Source organism: Streptomyces sp. NPDC059989, assembly GCF_042736975.1.
Taxonomy (GTDB): Bacteria; Actinomycetota; Actinomycetes; order Streptomycetales; family Streptomycetaceae; genus Streptomyces.
The window spans coordinates 13,989-37,224 of record NZ_JBHWUO010000061.1; the positions used below are offsets into that span (position 1 = coordinate 13,989).

At 69.6% G+C, this 23,236-nt stretch carries 22 protein-coding genes and 4 pseudogenes; 11 read left to right on the forward strand and 15 right to left on the reverse strand.

What is annotated here, in order from left to right; translation table 11 throughout:
* Positions 1–76 precede the first annotated feature (76 nt).
* Positions 77–547, forward strand: a complete 471-nt coding sequence (locus ACFWBN_RS34465) for a Dps family protein (protein WP_385183941.1) — start codon at positions 77–79, stop codon at positions 545–547.
* A 29-nt stretch (positions 548–576) separates the two neighbouring features.
* Here ACFWBN_RS34465 and ACFWBN_RS34470 read toward each other — a convergent pair.
* Positions 577–766, reverse strand: a pseudogene (locus ACFWBN_RS34470) (hypothetical protein); the annotation flags it as partial.
* A 413-nt stretch (positions 767–1,179) separates the two neighbouring features.
* Between ACFWBN_RS34470 and ACFWBN_RS34475 the strand changes: the two are divergent.
* On the forward strand, positions 1,180–1,422 hold the full coding sequence (locus tag ACFWBN_RS34475; protein ID WP_385183944.1) for a protealysin inhibitor emfourin: 243 nt from the start codon (positions 1,180–1,182) through the stop codon (positions 1,420–1,422).
* Between the two features lie 19 nt (positions 1,423–1,441).
* Here ACFWBN_RS34475 and ACFWBN_RS34480 read toward each other — a convergent pair whose 3' ends face one another.
* From ACFWBN_RS34480 to ACFWBN_RS34510, 7 genes are all read right to left on the reverse strand, one after another.
* Positions 1,442–2,101, reverse strand: a complete 660-nt coding sequence (locus tag ACFWBN_RS34480; protein WP_385183988.1) for a restriction endonuclease — start codon at positions 2,099–2,101, stop codon at positions 1,442–1,444.
* A gap of 67 nt (positions 2,102–2,168) precedes the next feature.
* Complete coding sequence (locus tag ACFWBN_RS34485) at positions 2,169–2,351, reverse strand: hypothetical protein (protein WP_385183948.1); 183 nt, start codon at positions 2,349–2,351, stop codon at positions 2,169–2,171.
* A gap of 109 nt (positions 2,352–2,460) precedes the next feature.
* Positions 2,461–2,928, reverse strand: a complete 468-nt coding sequence (locus ACFWBN_RS34490; RefSeq protein ID WP_385183950.1) for an ATP-binding protein — start codon at positions 2,926–2,928, stop codon at positions 2,461–2,463.
* A 156-nt stretch (positions 2,929–3,084) separates the two neighbouring features.
* On the reverse strand, positions 3,085–4,041 hold the full coding sequence (locus ACFWBN_RS34495; protein WP_385183952.1) for an anti-sigma factor RsbA family regulatory protein: 957 nt from the start codon (positions 4,039–4,041) through the stop codon (positions 3,085–3,087).
* Positions 4,038–4,352 carry an STAS domain-containing protein gene (locus ACFWBN_RS34500; protein ID WP_385183955.1) on the reverse strand — a complete coding sequence of 105 codons (315 nt, stop codon included), beginning with the start codon at positions 4,350–4,352 and terminating at the stop codon, positions 4,038–4,040. The genes ACFWBN_RS34495 and ACFWBN_RS34500 overlap by 4 nt, the downstream gene beginning before the upstream one ends.
* A gap of 83 nt (positions 4,353–4,435) precedes the next feature.
* Positions 4,436–5,350, reverse strand: a complete 915-nt coding sequence (locus ACFWBN_RS34505; protein ID WP_385183957.1) for a SigB/SigF/SigG family RNA polymerase sigma factor — start codon at positions 5,348–5,350, stop codon at positions 4,436–4,438.
* Between the two features lie 63 nt (positions 5,351–5,413).
* Positions 5,414–5,857, reverse strand: coding sequence for an ATP-binding protein (locus ACFWBN_RS34510; RefSeq protein WP_385183960.1), 444 nt, complete (start codon positions 5,855–5,857; stop codon positions 5,414–5,416).
* Positions 5,858–6,067: 210 nt separating this feature from the next.
* On the opposite strand from ACFWBN_RS34510, the gene ACFWBN_RS34515 reads away from it, so the two are divergent.
* From ACFWBN_RS34515 to ACFWBN_RS34525, 3 genes are all read left to right on the forward strand, one after another.
* Positions 6,068–10,372, forward strand: coding sequence for a HAMP domain-containing protein (locus tag ACFWBN_RS34515; RefSeq protein WP_385183963.1), 4,305 nt, complete (start codon positions 6,068–6,070; stop codon positions 10,370–10,372).
* On the forward strand, positions 10,363–12,828 hold the full coding sequence (locus tag ACFWBN_RS34520) for a SpoIIE family protein phosphatase (protein WP_385183990.1): 2,466 nt from the start codon (positions 10,363–10,365) through the stop codon (positions 12,826–12,828). Before ACFWBN_RS34515 ends, ACFWBN_RS34520 begins: the two co-directional genes overlap by 10 nt.
* Before the next feature lie 86 nt (positions 12,829–12,914).
* On the forward strand, positions 12,915–13,244 hold the full coding sequence (locus tag ACFWBN_RS34525) for an STAS domain-containing protein (protein ID WP_328972036.1): 330 nt from the start codon (positions 12,915–12,917) through the stop codon (positions 13,242–13,244).
* Between the two features lie 266 nt (positions 13,245–13,510).
* On the opposite strand, the gene ACFWBN_RS34530 is transcribed toward ACFWBN_RS34525, so the two are convergent.
* Together ACFWBN_RS34530 and ACFWBN_RS34535 are read right to left on the reverse strand one after the other, a co-directional pair.
* Positions 13,511–13,786 (reverse strand): tyrosine-type recombinase/integrase, encoded by a 276-nt coding sequence (locus ACFWBN_RS34530; protein WP_385183966.1) that lies wholly within the window; start codon positions 13,784–13,786, stop codon positions 13,511–13,513.
* Positions 13,690–14,394 (reverse strand): hypothetical protein, encoded by a 705-nt coding sequence (locus ACFWBN_RS34535; RefSeq protein ID WP_385183969.1) that lies wholly within the window; start codon positions 14,392–14,394, stop codon positions 13,690–13,692. Before ACFWBN_RS34535 ends, ACFWBN_RS34530 begins: the two co-directional genes overlap by 97 nt.
* Positions 14,395–14,458: 64 nt before the next feature.
* Here ACFWBN_RS34535 and ACFWBN_RS34540 point away from each other — a divergent pair, with 64 nt between their 5' ends.
* A complete protein-coding gene (locus ACFWBN_RS34540; RefSeq protein WP_385183993.1) occupies positions 14,459–14,947 on the forward strand; it encodes a hypothetical protein in 489 nt (162 codons plus the stop codon).
* A 72-nt stretch (positions 14,948–15,019) separates the two neighbouring features.
* Here ACFWBN_RS34540 and ACFWBN_RS34545 read toward each other — a convergent pair whose 3' ends face one another.
* Positions 15,020–15,187 (reverse strand): hypothetical protein, encoded by a 168-nt coding sequence (locus ACFWBN_RS34545; RefSeq protein WP_385183971.1) that lies wholly within the window; start codon positions 15,185–15,187, stop codon positions 15,020–15,022.
* 854 nt (positions 15,188–16,041) lie between these two features.
* On the opposite strand from ACFWBN_RS34545, the gene ACFWBN_RS34550 reads away from it, so the two are divergent.
* The gene (locus ACFWBN_RS34550; protein ID WP_385183974.1) at positions 16,042–16,356 is read left to right on the forward strand and encodes a hypothetical protein; all 315 of its coding nucleotides are present in this window, start codon (positions 16,042–16,044) and stop codon (positions 16,354–16,356) included.
* Between the two features lie 440 nt (positions 16,357–16,796).
* Here the strand turns inward: ACFWBN_RS34550 and ACFWBN_RS34555 are convergent, their stop codons facing one another.
* A complete protein-coding gene (locus ACFWBN_RS34555) occupies positions 16,797–17,012 on the reverse strand; it encodes a hypothetical protein (protein WP_385183996.1) in 216 nt (71 codons plus the stop codon).
* A gap of 131 nt (positions 17,013–17,143) precedes the next feature.
* On the opposite strand from ACFWBN_RS34555, the pseudogene ACFWBN_RS34560 reads away from it, so the two are divergent.
* Positions 17,144–17,371, forward strand: a pseudogene (locus tag ACFWBN_RS34560) (carboxymuconolactone decarboxylase family protein); the annotation flags it as partial.
* A gap of 122 nt (positions 17,372–17,493) precedes the next feature.
* On the opposite strand, the gene ACFWBN_RS34565 reads toward ACFWBN_RS34560, so the two are convergent.
* Complete coding sequence (locus tag ACFWBN_RS34565) at positions 17,494–18,039, reverse strand: SMI1/KNR4 family protein (RefSeq protein WP_385183977.1); 546 nt, start codon at positions 18,037–18,039, stop codon at positions 17,494–17,496.
* A 21-nt stretch (positions 18,040–18,060) separates the two neighbouring features.
* A pseudogene (locus tag ACFWBN_RS34570) lies at positions 18,061–18,906 on the reverse strand (RHS repeat-associated core domain-containing protein); the annotation flags it as partial.
* 259 nt (positions 18,907–19,165) lie between these two features.
* Here ACFWBN_RS34570 and ACFWBN_RS34575 point away from each other — a divergent pair.
* A complete protein-coding gene (locus ACFWBN_RS34575) occupies positions 19,166–20,026 on the forward strand; it encodes an alpha/beta fold hydrolase (RefSeq protein WP_385183980.1) in 861 nt (286 codons plus the stop codon).
* 651 nt (positions 20,027–20,677) lie between these two features.
* Here ACFWBN_RS34575 and ACFWBN_RS34580 read toward each other — a convergent pair.
* Positions 20,678–21,250, reverse strand: a pseudogene (locus ACFWBN_RS34580) (Helicase associated domain protein); the annotation flags it as partial.
* Between the two features lie 293 nt (positions 21,251–21,543).
* Between ACFWBN_RS34580 and ACFWBN_RS34585 the strand changes: the two are divergent.
* Positions 21,544–22,158, forward strand: coding sequence for a gamma carbonic anhydrase family protein (locus ACFWBN_RS34585; RefSeq protein WP_385183983.1), 615 nt, complete (start codon positions 21,544–21,546; stop codon positions 22,156–22,158).
* Positions 22,159–22,605: 447 nt separating this feature from the next.
* Entirely contained in the window at positions 22,606–23,082 is a 477-nt protein-coding gene (locus ACFWBN_RS34590) for a hypothetical protein (protein ID WP_385183986.1), read from the forward strand.
* The last annotated feature ends 154 nt before the right edge of the window (positions 23,083–23,236 follow it).

A 23,236-nucleotide genomic window follows, 5' to 3' on the forward strand; every position in this document is an offset into this window, starting at 1 on the left:
AAGTCGGGGGTAGGTGTTGCTCCGCCAAGGATTCCCCGTCGCCACGCGTGGGCGACTCTGCAGAAATGGAGACGAAGTGTCCGTCGTCAAGAACGCCCTCCCGGGAGCCGATCTGAAGATTGTCGGCGAAGCGCTGCAGGGCGCGCTGGTGGACCTGGTGGACCTGTCGCTCGTTGCTAAGCAGGTGCACTGGAACGTGGTGGGTCCCCGTTTCCGGTCCGTCCACCTCCAGCTCGACGAAGTGGTCACCTCGGCCCGTACCCACTCCGACGTCATCGCCGAGCGCGCCGCTGCCCTCGGCATCACCCCGGACGGCCGGGCGGAGACGGTGGCCTCGTCCAGCGCGATCACCGGCGTGCGGGAGGGGTGGGTGAAGGACGTGGACGCCGTACGCATCCTCGTCGACGCCCTCAGCGTGGTGATCGCCCGCATGCGGGAGCGCATCCAGGCCACCGAGACCGCGGACCCCGTCACCCAGGACCTCCTGATCGGACTGACCGGCGAATTCGAGAAGCACCACTGGATGTTCGCCGCCGAGAACGCCTGACGGGCACCCACCCCACCGGCCGCCGGCCGCGGCCAGAACGGAGCGCCGACCTTCAACCCCAGGATCACGGCGATGAATTCGGCAGACAGGTGTCGGTCGCCGGCGAACACGCGGTGTGGTTCAGCTGGACGGCGGTCGCCGACAGTCGGACTCATACGGGTACTGCTGGTCAAAGGGCCTGGGTGGTGTGTCTCTCCGGGTCTTGGGATCCGCTGGGATGGCGCGCCGCAGACGGGCGCCGGGAGCAAAGACGCGGAGAAGTGGGCGGGCCCCTGGCCCGCCTCGCGCTCACGCCGAGGCCGGGACCCTAGGTTTCCTTCCGCCCGCGCCGACACAAAGCGGCACGGACCGCACCACTTCGGTTACGGACCGTGGCGACATTCGTCCGTGCGTCCTGGGGTCGGAGGTGGGGACGGGGTCGCCGGCCTGCCGAAACCGTCCCATCCGTAGCTCCCGCCGCACTCCATCCGGCCCGCCGAGGACAGGTCGCCCGTACAGCGGCGCTTTCCGGACGTTCGTACCGTCGGGACCCTGCTCCGTGACAGCGGGCCGCTGTTCGGGGCACCCGCGACAGTGGCTGCGATGTGCAGACCGTGCGACAGCGACACCACCTGGAACAGGGAGAAACAGCCATGCAGATAACGGTCACCCGCTCCGGAGGCTTCACCGGCTCCGAGAAGCTCCGCGCCCTCGACACCTCGGGCCGCGCGGACGCAGCGGACCTGGAGGAACTCGCACAGCGCGCCGTCGCCCCTGTGGCCGACGGCTACCACTACCGGATCACCGTCGACGACGACGTGCTCGACGTCCAAGACCCGTACCTCTCCGACGACCAGCGGGCACTGATCCGCACCGTCCTCGGCGAAGGCGCCTGACCGGCTGTACCGGGTCCGCTCAACGGCGGGCCCGGACACCGGCGGTGGAACCGTCGGAGTGGACGGCGGGCGATTCCCAGGGCGGCCGTGCGCCCGGCCGGGTCCAGGCCGTCAGGGCCTCGGCGTCCAGGCAGACGGTGCCGCACGCGGCGGCGTACTCGAGAGCCGGCGCGGTGAAGGAACTGGTGGTCACGACGATGGCCACATCGGCGTCGTGGACGGCGAAGCACGTTCCGCCGAAGCGCTGCAGGTCCTGCGAGCCGACCCGGTTGTCCTCGGCGTAGTGCTTGCACTGCACTATGACGCGCAGCCCGTCCGGGGTCGTGGCGATCACGTTGGCGCCCAGGTCGCCCGCGCCTCCCACCACTTCCACCGGGGTGCAGCCGTCCCGTGCGCAGAGTGCGGCGATGGTGTGCTCGAAGCCGTCGGCATCGACCGCGGCATGGTCCAGCGCCTCGGCCCCCACGTCCGGCAGGTCCGTCGCGGGCCGTGCGCCCGGCTCGGGATGCGGGCGCCGCCGGACGGGCGACACGCTCCACCCGGCGAACGCCACGCCCAGCAGCAGCACCACCGCCGCGACCACGGGCAGGACCGGTATACCCGTCCCGGCCGCCGCGGTGGCCTTGATGAAGACGGCCGTCCCGCCCACGGTGGTCCCGGCAAGTCCCACGGCGAGCACCACGTCGCGCCCGAGCGGTGCGCCGCGGGGCCGGACCCCTCTTTTGCTTTCCCTCGGCTCCACGCGGTCAGCGCCTGCGGCCCCGCCCGCGGGCCGCCCACCCGTTGCCGATGCCGGCGACGTGCAGCGCGAGCGCGGCGAGGCCGATCAGCATGAAGTTGGTTGAACTCAGCACGTCGTTGGTGGTGATGTGAGCGGCGTTGATCAGGAACGCGATGAAGAACAGCACTGCGGCGGTGATGCCGAGCATGTCCATGCCCCTTTCGGTCGGTGACGGCCGTGTTCCCAGTAAGGGCCGGATCATGAGCCGCCGCTCCGGCCGGATTCGCCGCGCCGCGGGTGGCGACGAGCAGCAGCCGTCAGAGCTCCCCGGCCTTGCCGGACACCAGCCGCGAGGCTTCTATCTCGGCCCACACGGCCTTCCCGGTTCCGTATGCCTGGGCGCCCCAGCGATCGGACAGCCGCTCCACTATGTACAGCCCGCGGCCGCCCGGGATGCCGCGCTGCGGGGCCGGGTGGCGGGCGGGAAGCGTCGTCGTGCCGTCGCACACCTCGATGCGCAGGGCCGACTCGTCGGCGGTGAGGACGAGTTGGTCGCAGCCGCCCGCGTGCAGGGACGCGTTGGTCAGGAGTTCGGACACCACGAGCAGGGCGTCCTCGGAGGTCTCGGTCCCGTCCCACCCCCAGTCCTGGAGGGTGTGGCGCGTGAAGTCGCGGCCCTTGGCCACAGGGCCGCGGACGCCCGTCAGGGCGAGCCGACGGCGCTGCCCCGCGGCGGGAGGGCCGGCACTCACTGGATCGCCCGCCTCCGGTTCCTTGGTCTCCACTGTGGTCCCACCCCCGTGTTCGCCCCTGGTCTCTTCTCCCGATACCCGGTCCCCGGCCCCCGCATGGCCGCCGCCGGTGTTCCCGGCCGGTTCGTATGCCCGTCGGCGATCCGGGGAGCCCGAGCATGGTCGTGACAGTGTAGGGGACCCTCCCTCTCAGGGAGTTGCCACGTGAAGCCGCAGCGTGAAGCCGCCGGCCGTGGCGCGGATCTCGACCAGGTCGCAGAGCTGGTGGATCATCCACAGGCCGCGGCCGCCCCGGGCCGAGGCCAGGGAAGGGCGCCGGCGCCCGGCCAGCGGATCGGCCAGGCGGCCACCGTCGTGGACCTCCGCGACGACGTCCGACCCGGGGCCGGCGGTCGTCCACAGGCGCAGGGTGCCCTTCCCGCCCCCGTGCGCCAGGGAGTTGGCAGCAGCCTCGCTGACGGCCAGGACGAGGTCGCCGCGCCGCGCCGCGGTCAGGGCCGTCCCGCGTGCCCAACTCTCGGCCTGCGCACGCACATCGGCCAGCTCCCCGTGGGAGTACTCGAGCCGGAGCACCTCACCGTCGGGTTCGGGCAGGGGGCGATCGCAGTCCGCGGAGACCGCCGAGGCATCGGTGTACGCCGCGCTCGGCAGGTCCCGGCCGCTCTCGATGAGCGTCGGGTGCGTGCGCCGGGCGTCGGCCACCACCGCGGACTCCAGCCCCTGTACGTCGTACGGGCACAGGATCGTGGCAGTCCGGCCGGCGAAGGCCGTGTTGATGAGGGCCTCGTGGCGGGTGGCCTCCAGTACCTCGGCGGGGGAGCGGCCGGGCCAGATCGGCTCGCCGACGATCCGGGCGGCCCGGCCGTGGTGCCGGTCGGCGAAGTCCTGCAGGGCGGCCAGGATCCGGCCGGGATTGCGACCCAGCTCCGTCATGTCCGTCCAGACGACCTCTGTCCTGCTCGCGCCGAGGCTCTCGCGCAGGGCGTCCAGGTGCGGGCCGGGCACCGCGACGAGGACCGGTTCGCCGGCCGACAGGGCGGCACGTACGAAACCGCCCACGCCGGTCACGTACTCGGCGATGCCCGCGTAGAAGAGTGCGGGGTGAACGAAGGCCCCGGGCCCGGTGGTCGCAGGAACGGTGATCATGCTGCGACCTCCAGCGCGGCGCATTCGTCCGGGAACATCTCCACTACCTTGCGCAGCGAGTACGGCGGGTCGTGGAGCAGCAGGCGACGCCCCTGCCGGTTCAGGGTGACCGACGCCTGGACCAGGGCGGCGACGGCAGCCGTGTCCAGGAAGGCCACGGCGGAGAGATCGAGATGGACGACGGGGCCGGGGACCGCGGTCACGGCGCAGAGCGCAGCGGTCAGGGCCTGCCGGGTGTCGAGGTCGCCGCTGCCGCTCAGGCGCGCACCGGGCCGGTCCGGCAACGGCAGGGCGGTCAGCGTCGTCGTCATGTCCGTTCTCCTTCCCGTTCCTGTCCCCGCACACTGTATGGCCGAACCCGCAGCCTCCCCGGCGGGGACGTCATGGCCGGCGCCTACACCGCGAGCATGCCGGTGCGCAGCCGGGCCAGGATCCGCGACAGGAGGCGGGAGACCTGCATTTGGGAAATGCCCAGCTCGGCGCCGATCTCCGCCTGGGTCTTCTCCTCGCCGAAGCGCATCTGCAGGATGCGCCGGTCACGCCCGGTCAGTTGCTCCAGCAGCGGAGCGAGCGTGCGGAAGTCCTCGAAGAGCTCGATGGCGGGATCGACGTCACCGACGCGCTCCGCGAGCGGCCGGGGCGTCCGGCTCGTCGTGGACTGCATGTCGCTGTCCGCACTGGAGGCGTCGAGGGAGCCGCTCGTGTAGCCGTTCGCCGCCACCAGACCGTCGATGACCTCGTCCTCGGACAGTTCCAGGTGCTCCCCGACCTCCTTGACCGTCGGCGCCCGCCCCAGGACGTCGGTCAGGGCCTCCTGGGCCTTCGCCAGCTCCGTACGCAGTTCCTGCAGGCGGCGGGGGACGTGGACCGCCCAGGTGGTGTCGCGGAAGTAGCGCTTGATCTCCCCCGTGATGTAGGGGAGGGCGAGGGTGGAGAACTCGACCTCGCGCTCGAGGTCGTAGCGGTCGATGGCCTTGATGAGGCCGATTGTCCCCACCTGGATGATGTCGTCCATGTCGAGACTGCCGCCCAGCGCGCGGGAGCGGAACCGGCGCGCGGCGAACTGCACCAGCGAGAGGTTCATCTCGATCAAGGTGTTGCGCGCGTACTGGTACTCGCGCGTCCCCTCCTCGAGGCTCCGCAGCCTCCGGAAGAAGAGCCGCGACAGTTCGCGTGCGTCGGCGGGCGCCATCTCACGGGGATTCTCCACCCGCAGCGGTTCCAGGTCCTGCGTCGGCGCTCCCGGGGTGCCCGTGACGTGCGCGTCTGTTGCCCGAACGGGGCCTTCAACAGTGGCCGAGCGAGACATGGCGGCCGCTCCCTCCCAGTTGACTGACGGCTGTCCGGGCCCTTCTGCCCCGGCCTCGCGGTTCTACGCACTTGAGTGCCGCCCGTCCTCCCCGTGCGGGTCCGCCCCGCCGGCCGGACGGAAGCACGCGGTGATCGCCTTGCCTCCGTGGCAGGCGTGGACGTCGAGTGAATCGGCCAGGGCGTCGACGATCCCCAGTCCGCGCCCGGACGTGGCGTTCGCGTCGGCGTTGCATGGGCGCGGGCTGGGCAGGTGCGGATCGGCATCGGCGACGCTCACGTGGAGGCAGCGGCCGTCCCACGTCAGCACCAGATGGGCGGTGCCGAGCGCGTGCCGGTGCGCGTTGGTGACGAGTTCGGAGACGCAGAGCAGCACGGAGGACACGGTGTCCGGCGCCGAACGGTTCCACGGGAGCGACGCCAGATGCCCCGCAGTCCACTGCCGCGCTGCGCGCACGCCCTCCGCAATCGGAAACGAACGGGCCCAGCCCACCGCCTTGACCGACATTCCTCACCCCGTCTCTGCCGTTGTACCGTGCGTCACCCCCGCGTCTACCCCGAGGCCGTGCCGACAGCCGCGGTTTTCCCGAGCAAGGGGCGGGAAGGCCGGTTCGGGCCGTAGACGGTCTCGGGGGCGAAGGCGGCCGCCGGGGGATTAGCCTGTCGGGGGACGTTCGAGGCCTCGGGCACGGCCTGGTCGCAGGGAGATGGGGCAGGGATGGTCAAGCCGGCGGTTGCAGCGGCGAGTGCGAGGAATCCGGGGGCGGTGGGGGAGCCCGAGCTCCGTCGGCTGCTGGCCGGGCTGACGGCCGTACGGGACGGTGACTTCGGCACCCGACTGCCGGACGAGGCCGACGGGCTGCTGGGGGAGATCGCCACCGTCTTCAACGGGATGGTCGATCAGCTCTCCCTCTTCACCTCGGAGGTGACCCGCGTCGCCCGCGAGGTGGGCACCGAGGGCGCCCTGGGCGGTCAGGCCGTGGTCCCGGGGGTCGCCGGAACCTGGGCGGACCTGACGGACTCCGTAAACGCCATGGCCGGCAACCTCACCGACCAGGTCCGCAACATCGCCCAGGTGACGACGGCCGTCGCCAAGGGCGACCTGTCGCAGAAGATCGCCGTCGACGCCCGGGGCGAGATCCTGGAGCTGAAGAACACCATCAACACGATGGTCGACCAGCTGTCCGCGTTCGCCGACGAGGTCACGCGCATGGCCCGCGAGGTGGGCACCGACGGCCGGCTCGGCGGGCAGGCGGACGTGAAGGGGGTGTCCGGAACCTGGCGCGACCTGACCGACTCGGTGAACTTCATGGCCGGCAACCTCACGGCTCAGGTCCGTTCCATCGCCGAGGTCGCCACCGCGGTGGCGCGGGGGGACCTCTCGCAGAAGATCCGGGTCGATGCCCGAGGCGAGATCCTGGAGCTGAAGGAGACCATCAACACGATGGTCGACCAGCTGTCCGCGTTCGCCGACGAGGTCACGCGCGTGGCCCGCGAGGTCGGTACCGACGGCCGGCTCGGCGGGCAGGCGGACGTGAAGGGGGTGTCCGGAACCTGGCGCGACCTGACCGACTCGGTGAACTTCATGGCCGACAACCTCACCGCCCAGGTCCGTTCCATCGCCGAGGTCACCACCGCGGTGGCGCAGGGCGACCTCTCGCAGAAGATCCGGGTCGATGCCCGCGGCGAGATCCTGGAGCTGAAGGAGACCATCAACACGATGGTCGACCAGCTGTCCGCGTTCGCCGACGAAGTCACTCGCGTGGCCCGGGATGTGGGCACCGAGGGCAACCTGGGCGGCCAGGCCACGGTCCGGGGCGTGTCGGGCACCTGGAAGGACCTGACGGACAACGTCAACGTGATGGCCTCGAACCTGACCGGCCAGGTGCGCTCCATCGCACAGGTGGCGACGGCGGTGGCCCGCGGCGACCTGTCACAGAAGATCACCGTGGAGGCGAAGGGCGAGGTCGCGGCGCTGGCGGGGGGCATCAACGCGATGGTGGACACCCTGTCCGCGTTCGCGGACGAGGTGACCCGCGTGGCCCGCGAGGTCGGCACCGAAGGCCGGCTCGGCGGCCAGGCCAGGGTGCCCCATGTTGCCGGCACCTGGAAGGACCTGACCGAGAACGTCAACTCCATGGCGAACAACCTGACCGGCCAGGTCCGCAACATCGCCCTGGTCACCACGGCGGTCGCCAACGGCGACCTCTCCAAGAAGATCGACGTCGACGCCCGCGGCGAGATCCTCGAACTCAAGACGACCATCAACACGATGGTCGACCAGCTGTCCTCCTTCGCCGCCGAGGTGACCCGAGTGGCGCGCGAGGTGGGCAGTGAGGGCCGGCTCGGCGGCCAGGCAGAGGTGGAGGGCGTCTCCGGCACCTGGAAGCGCCTGACGGAGAACGTCAACGAGCTCGCCGGCAACCTGACGCGCCAGGTGCGTGCCATCGCCGAGGTCGCCAGCGCGGTCGCCGAGGGCGACCTCACGCGGTCGATCACCGTGGACGCCTCCGGCGAGGTCGCCGAACTCAAGGACAACATCAACTCCATGGTCGGCTCGCTGCGCGAGACGACACGGGCCAACCAGGAACAGGACTGGCTCAAGTCCAACCTGGCCCGGATCTCCGGCCTCATGCAGGGCCACCGCGACCTCGCCGCCGTCGCGGAACGCGTCATGGACGAGCTGACCCCCCTGGTCGATGCGGGCTACGGAGCCTTCTACCTCGCCGAGGAGACCGACGGCACGACCTGGCTTACGCTGATCGGGTCGTTCGGGCGGCCCGCCGACAGCCCCACTGCCGCCCTGCGCGTACGCGAGGGCGAGACCCTGGTGGGGCAGGCGGCCCGCAGCCGCCGCATCCTCACCACCGACAACGTGCCGTCCGGCTACCTGATCTCCTCCGGCCTGGGCGGCGCAGCTCCGGCCAACCTCATCGTGCTGCCCATCCTGGTCGAGGACCAGGTCCTCGGGGTCATCGAGCTCGCCTCCTTCAACCCCTTCACCCCCGTCCACCGCGACTTCCTCGGGCGCCTGATGGAGACGGTCGGCGTCAACGTCAGCACCATCGTCGCCAACGCCCGTACGGACGAACTCCTCGGCGAATCACAGCGCCTCACCGGTGAACTCCAGGCCCGCTCCGAGCAGTTGCAGGTCCAGCAGGACGAACTCCAGCGGTCCAATGCCGAACTGGAGGAGAAGGCCGCCCTCCTCGCCACGCAGAACCGCGACATCGAGACGAAGAACCTGGAGATCGAGCAGGCCCGCCAGGAGCTCGAGGAACGGGCCCAGCAGCTCTCCCTCGCCTCGAAGTACAAGTCGGAGTTCCTGGCCAACATGAGCCACGAGCTGCGTACCCCGCTCAACAGCCTCCTCATCCTCGCCCAGTTGCTCGCCCAGAACCCGTCCCGCAACCTCACCCCCAAGCAGGTCGAGTACGCGGGAATCATCCACTCGGCCGGCTCCGACCTCCTCCAGCTCATCAACGACATCCTCGACCTCTCGAAGGTCGAGGCGGGCAAGATGGACGTCAACCTGGAGCGGGTGTCGCTCAAGCGGCTCCTGGACTACGTGGAAGCCTCCTTCCGGCCCCTGACGACCCAGAAGGGCCTCGAGTTCGACATCACGACCTCGGCCGGGGTGCCCGTCGACCTGCTCACCGACGACGCCCGGCTCCATCAGATCCTGCGCAACCTGCTGTCCAACGCGGTGAAGTTCACCGAACGCGGCCGGGTCCAGGTGCGGATCGAACCGGCGCGCGCCGCCGAGCTCCCCCCGGAGCTGACGCGGGCCGGCTCGGTGGTCGCCTTCAAGGTCGTCGACACCGGCATCGGCATCGCCGAGGAACAGCTGGAGGTGATCTTCGCCGCGTTCCAGCAGGCCGACGGCACCACCAGTCGCAAGTACGGCGGAACCGGCCTCGGCCTGTCCATCACGCGGGAGATCGCCCGGCTTCTGGGCGGCGCGGTCACGGCCACCAGCACGCCCGGCGAAGGATCGACCTTCACGCTGTACCTGCCGGTCTCGCGCTTTGATGCCGCCGACCGGGACGCGCAGGCCCCCGCCGTGCAGGAAGCCGCCCACTCCGGCGACCGCCCGGGTGACAGCAGTGCCGACGCCCCGCAGGAGCGCCACCCCCGGCGGCTCCTGGTGATCGAGGAGCGCAGCAACGGTCTCCTCAGCCTCGTCGCCGAGAGCGCCGCCACCGATCTGGTCGCGGGACACTCAGCCAAGGGCCCGTCCGACCAGGTCGAGGTCGTCGGCGCCGTGACCGCCGCGGACGCGGCCGCCGTCCTCGCGCAGGCCCCGTTCCACTGCGTGGTACTCGAACTGGGCTCCAACGGAGAAGCCCTGAGCTTCCTCCAGGCCCTTGGGGGAGACACGGCCCTGGCCGCCCTGCCGGTGCTCGCCCACGACAACCGGCGCATGACCGGAGAGCAGCAGGACCAGATCGCCCGGTACGCCACCGGCCGGCGCCTCGAAGTGCTCTCCAGCCTGGACGAACTCCGCGAACGGATCACCCTGCACCTGTCGGTCGACCGCCTCGGGGAGGTCATGGCCCCCGTACGGCCGGAGGCCGACCTCGCCCCGGCTGAACACGCCCACATCGACGCCGACCTCGCGGACAGGTCCGTCCTGGTCGTCGACGACGATCCGCGCAACCTGTACGCGATCAGCGGCATCCTCGAACTCCACGGCATCCGGGTCCTGCACGCCGAGAACGGCCGCAAGGGCATCGACACCCTGACGAGCACGCCGGGCATCGACCTGATCCTGATGGACGTCATGATGCCCGAACTGGACGGGTATGCCGCGACCGCAGAGATCAGAAGCATGCCCCAGTACGCCGACCTGCCCATCATCTCGGTCACCGCCAAGGCCATGCCCGGCGACCGAGAGAAGAGCATCGCCTCCGGATCGAGCGACTACGTCACCAAGCCCGTCGACGCGAACGACCTGATCGCCCGCATCCGCCAGTGGCTCCGTCCCACAGCCGCCCGCACGGAAGACGCCGAATCCCGGTGAACGACAGCCACGACGAGCCCGGAGCGCCCCGGCCGCGGGTCCGCTCGCGCACCGGCACGGGCGGACCGGGGGTCCCGCCCGCCCGTCGCACGGTGGAGCAGGGCGCGCCCGGCACCGCGGAGGGGGACGACGTGGGACGGCTCGCCGCCACCGTGGAGCGGCTGCGCCAGGAAGCCCTGGACGCCCAGTGGGCCGCCGACGGGCGTGCGCTGATCGAGATGGCCAAGGGCATCTTCGTGGGACGGCTGGGGTGCGGGCCCGCCGAGGCCTCCCGGCAGCTGACCAAGCTGGCGGAGCAGTCGGGCGTCACCGTCCTGGCCCTGGCGGTCGACGTCATCAACCAGGCTGCGCGCGACCACGTCAGCGAGATCGCGGAGCAGTTCCTCAGAACCGCCGCCGCAGAGCCCTCCGACCCGGACGAACCCGCCCCCGCCGTCCGGCTGCGAGCGGCCGAGAGCCGCGCGCTGGCCGCGACCGACTCCCAGGCCGTGGCCGGCGCGTTGTTGGAGAACGCGCTCGCACCGCTGGGCGCCTGCGGCGTCGCGATCTGGCTGGTGGGCGCGGACTCCTCGCTCACCCTGGTCGGCCAGGCGGGGTTCACGGAGGAGGAGGCCGGCCGCTGGCGCTACGTCCCGCCGGAGGTGGCCACCTGCGCCCGGCTGGCCCTGCACGGCCGGGAACTCACGGTCGTGGCCGCGCTCTCCGACGCGGGGATCCCCACCATCGGCCGGCGCCGGCACCCCGAGGGCGGACGGATCGTGGTCCCGGCCGGAACCGGCGGCCGCATCCACGGAGTGCTCGAGGTCGGCTGGCCGGACCGGCTGCCCCCGCAGCCTCCGCAGATCCTGCGGCAGCTGGAAGCCATGGCCGAACTGTGCGCCCACACCCTCGGGGAGCAGTCCGCCGACGAGGCGCCCCGCACCACGCCGGGCTCGGACCTGGCAGGCGTCGCGGAACTGACCGACCTCGCCGACCACCTCCACGACCCCGTACTCATCCTCACACCCCAGCTCGATCCCGCCGGCCGGCTCTCCGACTTCCGTATCCACCACACCAACAACCGCTTCGTCGACCCCGCCGGCCGGCCCCGCTCGCTCGTGACCGGCGCGCACTTCCTCGAGGCCTATCCGGCCGCCGCGGAGGGCAACGGCCTCTTCTCCAAGCTGGAGCGGGTCTACGCGACCGGCGAACCCTGCCGGGCGCCGCGTACGACGCTCACGGCCTTCGTGGACGAGGTGCCCCTCACCTCGGTCGCCGACGTCAGCATCAGCCGGCACGGTGCCGCCCTCCTCCTCATCTGGAAGGTCGAGGACGAGACCGCACGGCTGGCCAGCCTCCTGCAGCACGCGCAACGCCTTGGCAGGGTCGGCGGTTTCGAGGAGAACGTCCGCACCGGCGCCATCACCTGGAACGGCCAGCTGTTCAGCCTGTTCGGGCTGCCCACGACAGCCGCCCCCGTACCCCTGGCGGAGCTCGCCGACCACGCCCACCCCCACGACGTCAACTCCATCGGCCGGTTCCTGCGCACACTCCTGCACCGGCTGCGCGAGTCGTCGGTGGACTTCCGGCTGCGCCGCCCCGACGGCATCACCCGCCACATCCGGATCGTGGCCGAACCCGTCCTGGACGAGCAGGGACGCCTGTATTCCGTACGCGGCGCCTGCCAGGACGTCTCGGCGCAGCACTGGACGGAGGTGGCCCTCGCGGCCACCCGGGACCAACTCGCCAGCAGCGAGGCCGAATCCGCGGACCGGACCAGACTCACCCTGCAACTCCAGCAGGCCATCATGCCGCCCGCCCCGGCCGCCCTGGAGGTCCCGGGCATCCGCATCGCCGTCCGCTACCGGCCGGCGGAGTCGGAATCCCTCGTCGGCGGCGACTGGTACGACGCGGTCGTGCTGCCCGACAAGAAGATCCTCATCAGCGTCGGGGACGTGGCCGGCCACGGCATCCAGGCGGCCACCGGCATGGTCGTCCTGCGCAATGCGCTGCGCGGCCTGGCAGTCACCGGCGCCGGCCCCGCGCAGCTGCTGTCCTGGCTGAACACCGTCACCTACCACCTCACCAGCCATTTGACGGCCACCGCCGTCTGCGGGATCTACGACCCGGAGACCCGGTCCCTGCGCTGGGCGCGCGCGGGCCATCTGCCCCCGGTCCTGGTCAGGGGGACGGAGGCCCGGGCCTTCCCCCTCGCCTCGGGCACGCTCCTCGGAGCCCTGCCCGACATCGCGTACACGGAGGAAGAAGTGCAACTGGAACGCGAGGACATCCTGCTCATGTACACCGACGGCCTCGTCGAACGCCGGGACGCCTCCGTCACCGACTCCCTGGCGCAACTGCTCACCGTGGCGTCACGCCCTGCGGACTCCCTGGAGAAGCGCCTCGACAACCTGCTGACCTACAGCACCTCCGACACCGACGACGACACCTGCCTCATCGGTGTCCGGGTGCACTGACCGGCCCGGGGGCGCGTAGCCTTCGGTTGTTGCGGCGGGCAGCGGGCTGGGGACGGGCTGCGCTGAAACGATGTGAGGGAGTACAGGTGGACCAGCAGGTACGGGTACAGCCGGCAGAGGACGGGATCCGCGTCATCGTCTGCGTGGGGGAGTTCGACCAGGACACCCTGCAGCCGCTCAAGGAGTCCAGCGAGCAGGCCGCCGCCGACCCGGAGGTACGCAGGATCGTCCTGGACGTCAGCCAGGTCGGCTTCGCCGACTCCTCCATGCTCAACCAGATGCTGCTCCTGCTGCGCACGGGCCGCCTGGTGCTGGCAGGCCCGGTTCCCCCTCAGCTGGGCCGGCTCCTGGACCTCACGGAGGCGCGGGGCCTGTTCCAGGTCGCCGACAGCGTCGAGGCGGCGCGCAGCCTGTAGGGCCCGGGGAGCTTGCGGAGTCCGGTCCCGAGGCCGCCGCCCATCCACTTTTTCCCGTAGCGCAGTTGAAGGAATCTTCGAACGCGTGGGACGGGAAGGCAACGTGCCGTGCCCCTTTCCGGATTGCGGAGGAGCGGTTATGCAAGGCGGGACGCGCGGGCATCCTGGGTGAGTGCTCCACGGAGCTCAGCGCACTCACCGCCGCAGTGGCCTGCCCTCCCTCACAAGGCCATTCACGGACCTTCAGGTTGGCCGTCGAAGCAGTGTCAGGCGGCCAGACCAACGTCGAGGATCTTGGCTGCCTTGCCGATGGAGCCGGGCATCAGGTGGCGGTAGATCTTGAAGGTGGTGTCGAGGCTCTTGTGGCCCATCCACTCGGCGACGACGGTGATGGGGATGCCGTTGGTGAGGCAGTTCGAGGCGAAGAAGTGGCGGAGGCTGTAGATCACCATGCCGTCGGGGATGTCCACCTCGCCTGCGCGCTTGATGCGCTGCCACTGGTTCTGGATGTAGTAGGCCAGGAACGGCCTGCTGGGGTCCATGGGGTGGTGAAGGCTTCGCCGTTGCGCATGCCGCAGCCGCTCATGAGGTCGGCGATGAGGAGGAACCGGTCGTCACCGGCGGTGTCGCGGAGCTGGGCGGGGGAGGGGATCACCGCGCGTTCGGGGTCGTACTGCGGGGGCTTCACGCCCAGGACGGGGTTCTCCGTGTAGATGCCGAGGCGGTAGGCGTCGAGGAGGACCGACTTCACCTTGTCGAAGGCGTTGGACTGGGTGGCGAGGCCGGCGCCGTTGCGTTCCATGGTGCGGATGAAGCCGTCGAGGACCTTGTGGTCGAAGGTGCTCATCCGGCGACTGCCGAGCGTCGGGAGGATGTGGTGCTTGAGCAGGGACTCTAGGGTGCGGAGCGAGGACTCGGCCAGGTCGCGCTGGCCGGCCTTCCACTCCGCGGTGTACTCGCGGAACTGCATGGCGCCGTACTTCTGGATGCGCTCGGCCTTGCTCTGGTTCCTGGGTGCGGCCCGCTTCTCCTGGTAGACCTTGGTGAGGCGGTCGATCGCCTTCTCCTGGGTGGAGAAGCCGGCCTCTTCCGTCTGCTTCCCCGTGGCGCTTCGGTAGCGGCTGTCGCGTAGCGTCGTCAGGTCGTCCACGTGTTCGAAGACATACTGCTACTCGCGGCTCGGTTGATGACATGTGAGGTGACCCTTGAGCAGGATGCTGGATGGTTTCGAGACCACGGTTTCCCCGAGTTATCGCCTATTCGGACTGGTCGATACGAGCGTCGACACGTACTCGCCGCATGCGGACCGCACGAAGTGGCTCCTATCCGCCCCCGGAATGGTGTATCTGCAAGTGCCGCCCGAGGTGATCAGGGCGGCGGTGCGTCTGGAGAGCTGGTCGACCACTCCCGCGGTGGGTGATGGCTCGTGGTCCGGTGCGGAGGAGGTGGAAGTGGAGCTTCCCGGGGGTGAGCTCGCGGTGGAGACCATTGACGGAGGGCAGTGGGAGATTCCCCTGGTTCTACCCTCGGCCGGTTCGTACGGGATGCGGTGGCAGTGGGTGTTCAACCGTGAACGCGGTCCCTTCACCTCGCCGTTGGCGGGGAGCCGGGAGCCGCTGCTGATGCCGGCGGGGCACGAGGAGAAGATGGACGGTACGGATCAATACTGCCTGATTCAGATCTGGCGCACGGCTGCCCGGTAGAGGGCCGGGTGAAATGGGTGCGGGGCCGGTCGGTGGGCCGGCCCCGCGTTGTGGTTCGGCCCTCTGGTCCGGTCAGTCGCCGATCACGACGATGAACGGGTCATGGCTCAGGAGCCGGTCGTTGTCGTACCAGGCGCCGAGGCGCCGGCCAGCTTCCTGGTTCTCGTTCGAGTCGATGTAGCGGACGGAGAAGTCGTCACGGTACGGCTGTCCCTCGTACTGGTAGCGCGCCGGTCCCATGCCTGTGCGGTCACCGCCCCGTATCGTTCGGTGTCGGTCACGGTCACCACCGCTACCCCGCCCCAGGTTTCGGGCGGCCGAAGACGAACTCGCCACTGTGCTTGGGCGGGCGCCCGCCCTGCGGCGGACAGATCCTTCCGTTGGCCAGGCGTCTGTCTCGGCAGGCAGGAAAGGTACGTCGACGAAGCCCCCCATCTCAAGCCCGATGTCTACGAACACTCGATCGCCCCCGGCCGGGGAACGCGGACGACCGTTCCCGTGAACACCTGCCCCCTGTTCCCCCGGCCAGCGTTTCCCGGGCCAGCCGACTCGTCACGCTTCTTGCCGCCGCCGTGCTGACGGCCGTTGCGAGCGCCGCGGCGTCCGCCGCGCCGAGCGCCGAACTCCATGGAGGAACGGATCTGCCCCGTCTGTGACGGAACCTTCGACTCACCGAAGACAGTCCGGCAGGTCTACTGTTCTCCGACCTGCCGAAGGGACGCCGAACGCCTCCGTGACCAGGCCCGGGAAAAGGATCGGGCCCGCCGTCTCGGGGAAGCGTCTCGCTCGGTTCCGCCGCTCCCGCTTCCGTTGCCCGAAGTGCCGCCGGCACCCAAGCCGGCAGTGCGAGCCACTTCTCGGCAAACCCCGGAACGGGATCCTCTGGAACCGGCCGCGACCCGCAACTGCCCCCACTGCCAGCAGCCCGTCACCATCGTCGCCCTGCTCGCGACACCCGAGGCTGCCCGGCCGTCGGTTCCCACCGGCCTTCCCGATGTCGTCTTTCTCCGCAGGGCTCGGTGAGAGCACCATCGACCGGTCGGCAGCCGAGAAATCCGGCTGCCGACCGCAGGCCGTGATGGCAGAGTCTGGCCATGGTCTTCCTACGTTGCGAAGCGGTCCGATGGGTCGATGACGAACCCCAGCCCGGCCTGGTCGAAGTCCGCTTCACCGACGCCCACCACCAGCAATGGACCTTCATCGACAAGTGGCCCGTCTTCAGCGGTGAGGACCTGCACCCCGGCTCCAGCTATCCCGTCGAGGTGGGAATCCTCTGCGACATCCTGGCCAGCGGCACCGGCTCGGGCACCGCGGACACGGTCAACATCTCCGTCGCCCCCTGGGGACTGGAGTCACTCGACGGACGCATCGAGTTCGAAGTGAGGGCTGATCAATTGACCACCAGCTGAGGGATCCCACTGGGTGAAGAACTCCTCGATCAGCGCGTGCACGGGCGCATCATGATTGCTCATTCCGGCCTACTCGTCCGGCCCGTCCTTCAAGGCTCTGCCTTGGTCTGCTGAGGCCGGTAGGGCCGAGTGGACCCTCGCCGGCGACCGTGAGGCATCGGCTGCGACCAGTCTCTGGCAGGGCCGGGTTCGGTTCCCGCTCTTGCCCGATGGCCGCGTCTCACCCCATTCCGACGCGGAAGACCGGGCGGTGCGGGGAGAAGTGGCTGAGCCCATGTGGTGTCCAGCGCCACCTGGGAGTGCGGCTCGCTCCCGTACCCCCGGACCGGCCGCCGCCGGTGCGGTGCCCGGCCCGGCCGCCGGGCTGTCGGGGTCGGCCATGGTCACGCGTGTGCGGACGGCGGCGCGGGTGGTGTCGGTGCCGGGGTTGTGCGGGGCGGTCAGGGGGTGGCGTCGAACGTCACCGCGCCGGGGCGGCCGTTGATCCAGGCCGGCCGGAGGGCGGCGCCGAGCATGAGGACCCGGCGGATGCCGCCGACGAGCAGCTGGCCGACGCGGTGCGGGTCGGTCACCGGGTTCCTGGTCGCCCGTGCATTGCCGCCGCCGTCCCCGTGGAACACGACGTCGGGCGCGAGCATGCCGAGAAGCGCGTCCATGTCGCCGCCCTCGGCGGCCTCGAAGAACTTGCGGGCGAGCTCCTGACCTCCGCCCGGCGCGCCGGGGGCGGCGCGCTGTCGGCGTCCTGCCCTCCGGCGGCGATGCGCTTCTTGGCGCGGGCGAAGAGCACATCATCGCGGCGAGCAACGCCCTCGGGGACTCGACCCTGCCGGCCACGACCCGCGAACTGGTGATGCTCCGCGCCAGCCAGAGCAATGGCTGCGCCGGATGCATCGACATGCACACCTAGGACGCCGCCGCCGGTGAGACCGTCGTACGCCTCCACCTGGTCGCGGCCTGGCGGGAGGCCACCGTCTTCACCGACGCCGAACGCGCGGCCCTCGAACTGGCCGAAGAACCACCACCCTTACGCAGTCCGGGCCTCACTGTCGTGAACACGGCCGCACTCACCCTTACCGCCCGCGACGGCCGTCTTACTCCGGCACGGGCTGGGACTGCCTGTTAAGTCCATGAAGGACTTCAGAAGATATCGTCGTTCGATTCGAACTCGTGGGTTTCGGCGGGAAGTTCGCTGAGAACGTCGGTTCGGATCTCTCCAGTGAGGGCAGCCGTGATGAACTCGACGCAGGGAACAGGGTAGGACTCCCACTCGGGTCCGCGACCGGCATCGGCCATTACGGTCCAGCCCGCAGGGTTCTGGCCTTCCCGGGTGAGCCAGTACAGAAAGGCGCCGGTGCCCTCGATGTAGGCGAAGGGCACCAGGCCGGTGCCGGGGGAGGTGAGCTCGCTGGGCTTGGGCTCTCCGCGATCTCCGTCCCACAGTCGGGTCAGAACTTCGGCACGCTCTTCGACCATGCTGTAGAGGTCGTAGTTCTTGTCCGCACAGTCAGGTTCGAGGACCCAGATCGTCTCGTCGAAGAGGCCACCGCCGTACAGGTCGATGAGCTCCTTGTAGTCCTCGGGCAGGGCGCGGCCCAGACGGCCCTGGACGTCCGCCCAGTCGCGCGCACCCGTGTCCTGCGGCGGAGGGATAAGCTGGGCGAGGCGTTCCACAGCGGGATTCATGACGATGCTCCTGTCGGCAGGTCAGTACTTGGGGACGTTAAGGATAGTGATGTGATTGGCCGCTGATCCGCCCTCGTAGGGAGTGAACTGGAACCCCCGGTTTCCGCGAGCGTGGATCATCAGGCCCTTGGGGATCACATCGGTGGGATTGTTGGTTGAGTAGATGGGGGTGACCGTGTACTCGATGGTCTCTCCCGCGTCGACCGCAGCGCGGATCTGGTCTTCGATCTTCTTCATGACCGGTGAGTTGGCGAAGCGGTGCATGGTGACGAAGTTGCGCGAGTCTTTGTTCGATCCGCCGATCTGCGCACCGAGGAGATGCGTCTTGTTGAGGTTCTTGCGCTTCTCGTAGCCCAGGACCTTGGAGGGTGGCCGGGTGGTGCCGCCGGTCATGCCCGGTTCGATCGTCGCGCGCATGACGCCCGCGCGGCCTCCGGGGCCGCTGGTGTAGCGAACGCGGCCGCCCCAGGTGGGGTCTGTCTCGTCGCACGGTGTAAGGCCGAGCGGGTCGTAGTCCGTGCGGGGATTGTCCACGTAGGTGGCCGGGTTGGGGGCCGGGTCCAAACCCAGGGGATCAAGGGTGAGGTAGCGCGCACTCTGCGGGTCGTAGTGGCGGAAGTAGTTGTGGTGAAGTTCGGTCTCGGAGTCGAAGTACTGGCCGGGGAAACGCAGTGGCGTGTGTGCGGTGGCGTCCCGGTTCCAGACCGTGGTGCCCCACAGCGTGCTCCGGCTGCGCCAGGCGATGCGGCCGTCCTCGTCGACGAGTTCAGTGGGGGTGCCGATCTGATCAGTGACGATGGCGAAGAATCGCAGGTCGATGACATTTTGCGGAGCGTCGGCCCAGGCTTTGCTCTCGACCCCTGTCAGCTCGCTGCTCCTCGGGAGGACCAGCCGTCCCTGCGGTGGGGGGGAGGCTGCCCGGCGGCTGCCGTACGGCCTTCCCTCACCTCGCCCGCGGTCTACGAGTCTTCCGGCGAGAGTGGCGGGCGACGCGCTCCAGGAGTCCGGCCAACTGCAGGTGCGAGAGTTGGTAGGAAGCTCTTCCTGAGCCCTACATGCCAAGTTGAGGGGGCTCATCGTGGGGTTCGGTGCTTTGGATCTTGTGTGTTCCCCTACCGTGGAGATCATGACGCTGCTGCACGTTCGTGACCATGGGGGCGACGGCCTGCCGCTGGTTCTGGTGCATGGTGCGGGTCGGTCGTTGGCCGACTGGCACGCCACGGCTGCGGCGCTCGCTGCGGGGCATCGTGTCCTGGCCGTTGATCTGCCTGGGCACGGCCGTTCCCCCGATATTTCCCCTTGGACGATCCCCACCGTGGTGCAGCACATCGCGGACACGCTGGACGCGCATGGGGTCCCGGAGGCTGTTGTGGTGGGTCATTCCCTGGGCGGGCTGGTTGCTGTTGAGTACGCGCGGGCGTATGAGGGCAGTGCCCGTGCTGCTGTGAATCTGGACGGCTTCTGGTGGGGACGGGCCGGTGAGTATCCCGGTTCTGAGCAGGTGGGGGAACTGCTCCGCTCGTCAGCCGGGGTGGTCGCGCCACCGGCGTACATTCAGGAGCAAGTTGTCCACGCCGCTCGGTACGGGATTCCCTCCGACCGTGCTGAGGCCGCAGCCCGGGCAGCCGTACGTCCGATACCGGGCGGTGGCTGGCAGACGCTGCCGGAACGGGCGGCGGCACTGGAGATGTACGGCGAGCTCGACAAGCTCGGCGCGTTGGGTGTCACCGCCTGGCTGGACGGGGTGAAATGCCCACTGCTGCTGGTACAGGCTGGCCAGCTGGCACCGTCGAGTCCCGCGATGGAATGGTTCGCCGATCTCTCCGCTCGGTTCGCGCGTGGGCTCTCCGCAGAACTGGCCGAACTTGCCCGTAACCGGCCGACGATTACCGTCACTCAGATCGACGCCAGCCATCCCATGGTCCTGGAAGCCCCGGAAGCAGTGGCGACGCTGATCGCCGGATTCGTCCGGGGCCTCCCCGACTGAGAATCCGACATCGAAGGTGGGGCAGAGAGATTTGGCCGTGCAGCCGCCCCCGTCCGAAGGATCCGGCTCAGCCCGGTGCTCGTCGTGTGAGAGTGGACAAGCGGGGTGGGGTGGGGTGGTGGTGAACTGTCAGTCCCGGGTGTGCTCGCGGGGGCCGGCTGACCGGATCGGCGGAATTGCCGACGGGTGATTCGCCTGGTCATCAGCGTGATCGCAGCCCAGGTGATCAGCGTGCCTGTGGCCGGATTTCTCACGCGCGGACTTCGACCAGGCGCTCGACTTCTACGCATCGCGACAGCGGCGCTTCGGTGGCTGGCCTGGAGACGGCCTGTCCCGTCTTCCTCCTGCCGAGACCGCTGACCGAAGGGACGCTTCGCCGCACGCATCTCCTCAGGCCAGCATGGGTTCCGCCGTACAGGACCGTTCACGGGCTGTGGCCGCTTACTGCGCGGGGTGCTTATCGAGCCACCGACTCAGTTCGTGCGCTGATCCCAGTACGGTCGGCCGGTTGCTGAACCGGTCTTCGCCGGGTGTCATGCCGCCCTCCATCTCGTCAATCAGGGCGTATGCCTCTGACCAGAACGCAGGCCCGGCCTGGTGCTCGTTCATCGCCTTCCGCAGCTCCCGCGCCGGCTCCATGACCGCGGTCATCTCGGCGGCCCACCCGCGCGCGGCGGCCAGGCCCTCGGCCCAGGCGGTGTCGGCGTGGGACCAGACCATGCCCAGCTTCTCCAGTTGGTCGACGCGCTCCTGGTCCATGTCGCCGCGGTTGTAGAAGTGGCGGGCGTCGGCGGTCCACTGCCCGAGCGGGAAGCCCGCTAGGGCAGCCGGCCACCCGGCCGCCTCCGCGTCCTCGATGGCCGGGACGCGGAAGACGAACGGGACGCCAGGGCGGCCTGAGTTCGTGCGGACTGCGATCTGACTGTATCGGTCGACCCTCGGAGTGAAGAGCCGTCCCGTCTCGAACGGCTCCTCGGGCAGCGGCATCAGCAGCGGGCGCTCGACCTGGAAGTACTCGTCGATGGTCCGCGGCCGCGAACCGATCCGGCGGCGCCCGTCACGCAGGTCCCACTGATCGACCAGTTCGTTCAGCTCGGCCAGCGAGTCGACCGCGGGCACCGGGGTGAAGTGGTTGCGGCGGAAGTAGCCGATCTGCCCTTCCACTCCGCCCTTCTCGTGGGCGCCCTCGATGCCTGGCCGGCAGTAGAAGCTCTCGATTCCGAACCTCCGCGAGTTCGCGATTTCTGAAGGGTGCTCGGGATGAACCCACGGATGGCCGCGGAAACTTGAACCCGCATGGGCACCTCGGTTCAGTACAGAGAATCCCCAGGTCCGTTTTTCCTTCCCCAGCCGGTTGCCTCGGGCGGTGGCCCGCACTGTCGCCGGACGAGGGACTCGGGCTTCTGCACACCGGCGCCGATTGCCCATGGGGATGTCTTGCTCCTTGAACAGCCTGGTGCCGGGCGCCTGCGGTCTTACCTGGTGGAATGGCGCGCGTAAATGGCCCAGGCTGCGGCATGATCGCCGACATGTTGATCGATCACGAGGGCTGTTCGCCGACCGTGCATCCCACGGCCTATGTCGCGCCGACCGCGACACTGAGTGGGGACGTGCGGGTGGGAGCGGGGTGTCGGGTGCTGTTCGGCGCCGTGCTCACTGCCGAGGGCGGCCCGGTGGAACTCGGCGAGGGCTGCATCGTGATGGAGAACGCGGTCCTGCGCGGGACACGCCGCGATCCGCTGAGCTTGGGGCGGCAGGTCCTGGTCGGCCCCACCTCGTACCTGACCGGATGCTCGGTGGAGGACGAGGTATTCCTGGCAACCGGAAGCCGGGTGTTCAACGGCGCGCGCATCGGGACGCGCTCGGAGGTGCGCATCAACGGCATCGTGCACCTGCGCACGGTGCTGCCCGCCGACTCGATGGTGCCGATCGGTTGGGTAGCCGTGGGCGACCCGGCGCGGATTCTTCCGCCCCAGGATCACGAGGCAATTTGGGCTGTGCAGAAGGAACTGGACTTCCCTGGCTACGTCTTCGGCCTGGACCGGCCAGCTGACGGTGAAAGCCTTATGCCGGGCATCTCAGAGCGTTTCGGTCGGGCCCTTGGCCGCCATCGGAACGACCGTCAGATCTGAGCCCCCCGCCCTTTGGCGGCCTCGATCTGCTCACCGAGGGCGCGAATCCTGTTCGGCGGCCGAAGTGGCGACGGCGGACGTGTAACGGAGGCTGGTCCTGGCACCGAGGGGGAAGACGTGCGCGAGGTGAAGGGGGTCGGCGCCGTTGGCGAGAGCCTCTTCGAGGATGCGGTCCTGCCCGTAGCCGGTCGATGCCCGTCGGCAGCTGCTTGACCAGCTTGTCCATCCAGAACCTGCCCACCGCCGCAGTGGTTGTTGCCGTGTTCCGGCTGATCAGTAGGTGCGGATTGTCTACCGCCCTCACCCGGCGCGCTGACCCGCTTCCCGATACTTTGACCGAGGTCGCTACGGGCAGCTTGAAGGCCTCGGGGACACGTCGTTCGGCATTCATATGCCCGGACCGAAACGATCACGTACCGGGATCGTTGGCGGGGTATGAATCACACCATGCGTGGTCTCGCCTTCATCGCGCTGACGGCCACAGCCGCCCTGCTTGCAACGCCATCCGCCAACGCTGTGGACTACAAGGCCAGGAGCGTGATCACCGACACCTGCGGTGGCTTGCTCTCGGATTACGTCGCCACAGCCGCCGGCACTGCTGACACGGGTTTCACCGGCACGTTGGCCGCAGCCGGGAATCCCTCGGGCGTCACCATGACGCTGACTCCGCAGGTGTTCAAGGAGATCCCCAACGGCTCTCTCCGCGCGGAGCTCGCCAGCCCGGCCATCAATGACGAGGCCGTAACAGCCTTCCCCGTTCTGCTGGAGGACTTCAACGGCAGGGGCTTGCTCCGGTTCGAGACCCCGTGGGGAGCGACGGTCGGCACGCCTGGATGTACTGGCGCCGGCACCCGGGTTACCAGTCTGACCGGTGAAATCTCAACGCGAGGGGTTAGCTACTCGTACCGCCTCACCCGCCCGTAAGCACCCACCACCCCAGAACCGCACGGAACCGCAGGTTCTGAGCCGGCACAGCAGCGCGGGGGCGGCCCCCCGGGCGGGGGGGGGGCCCCGCGGGGGTGTGGGGGGGGCCCACCGGGGGCCGGCGAGGGGTTTGGGGGGGGGGGAGGGGGGTTTA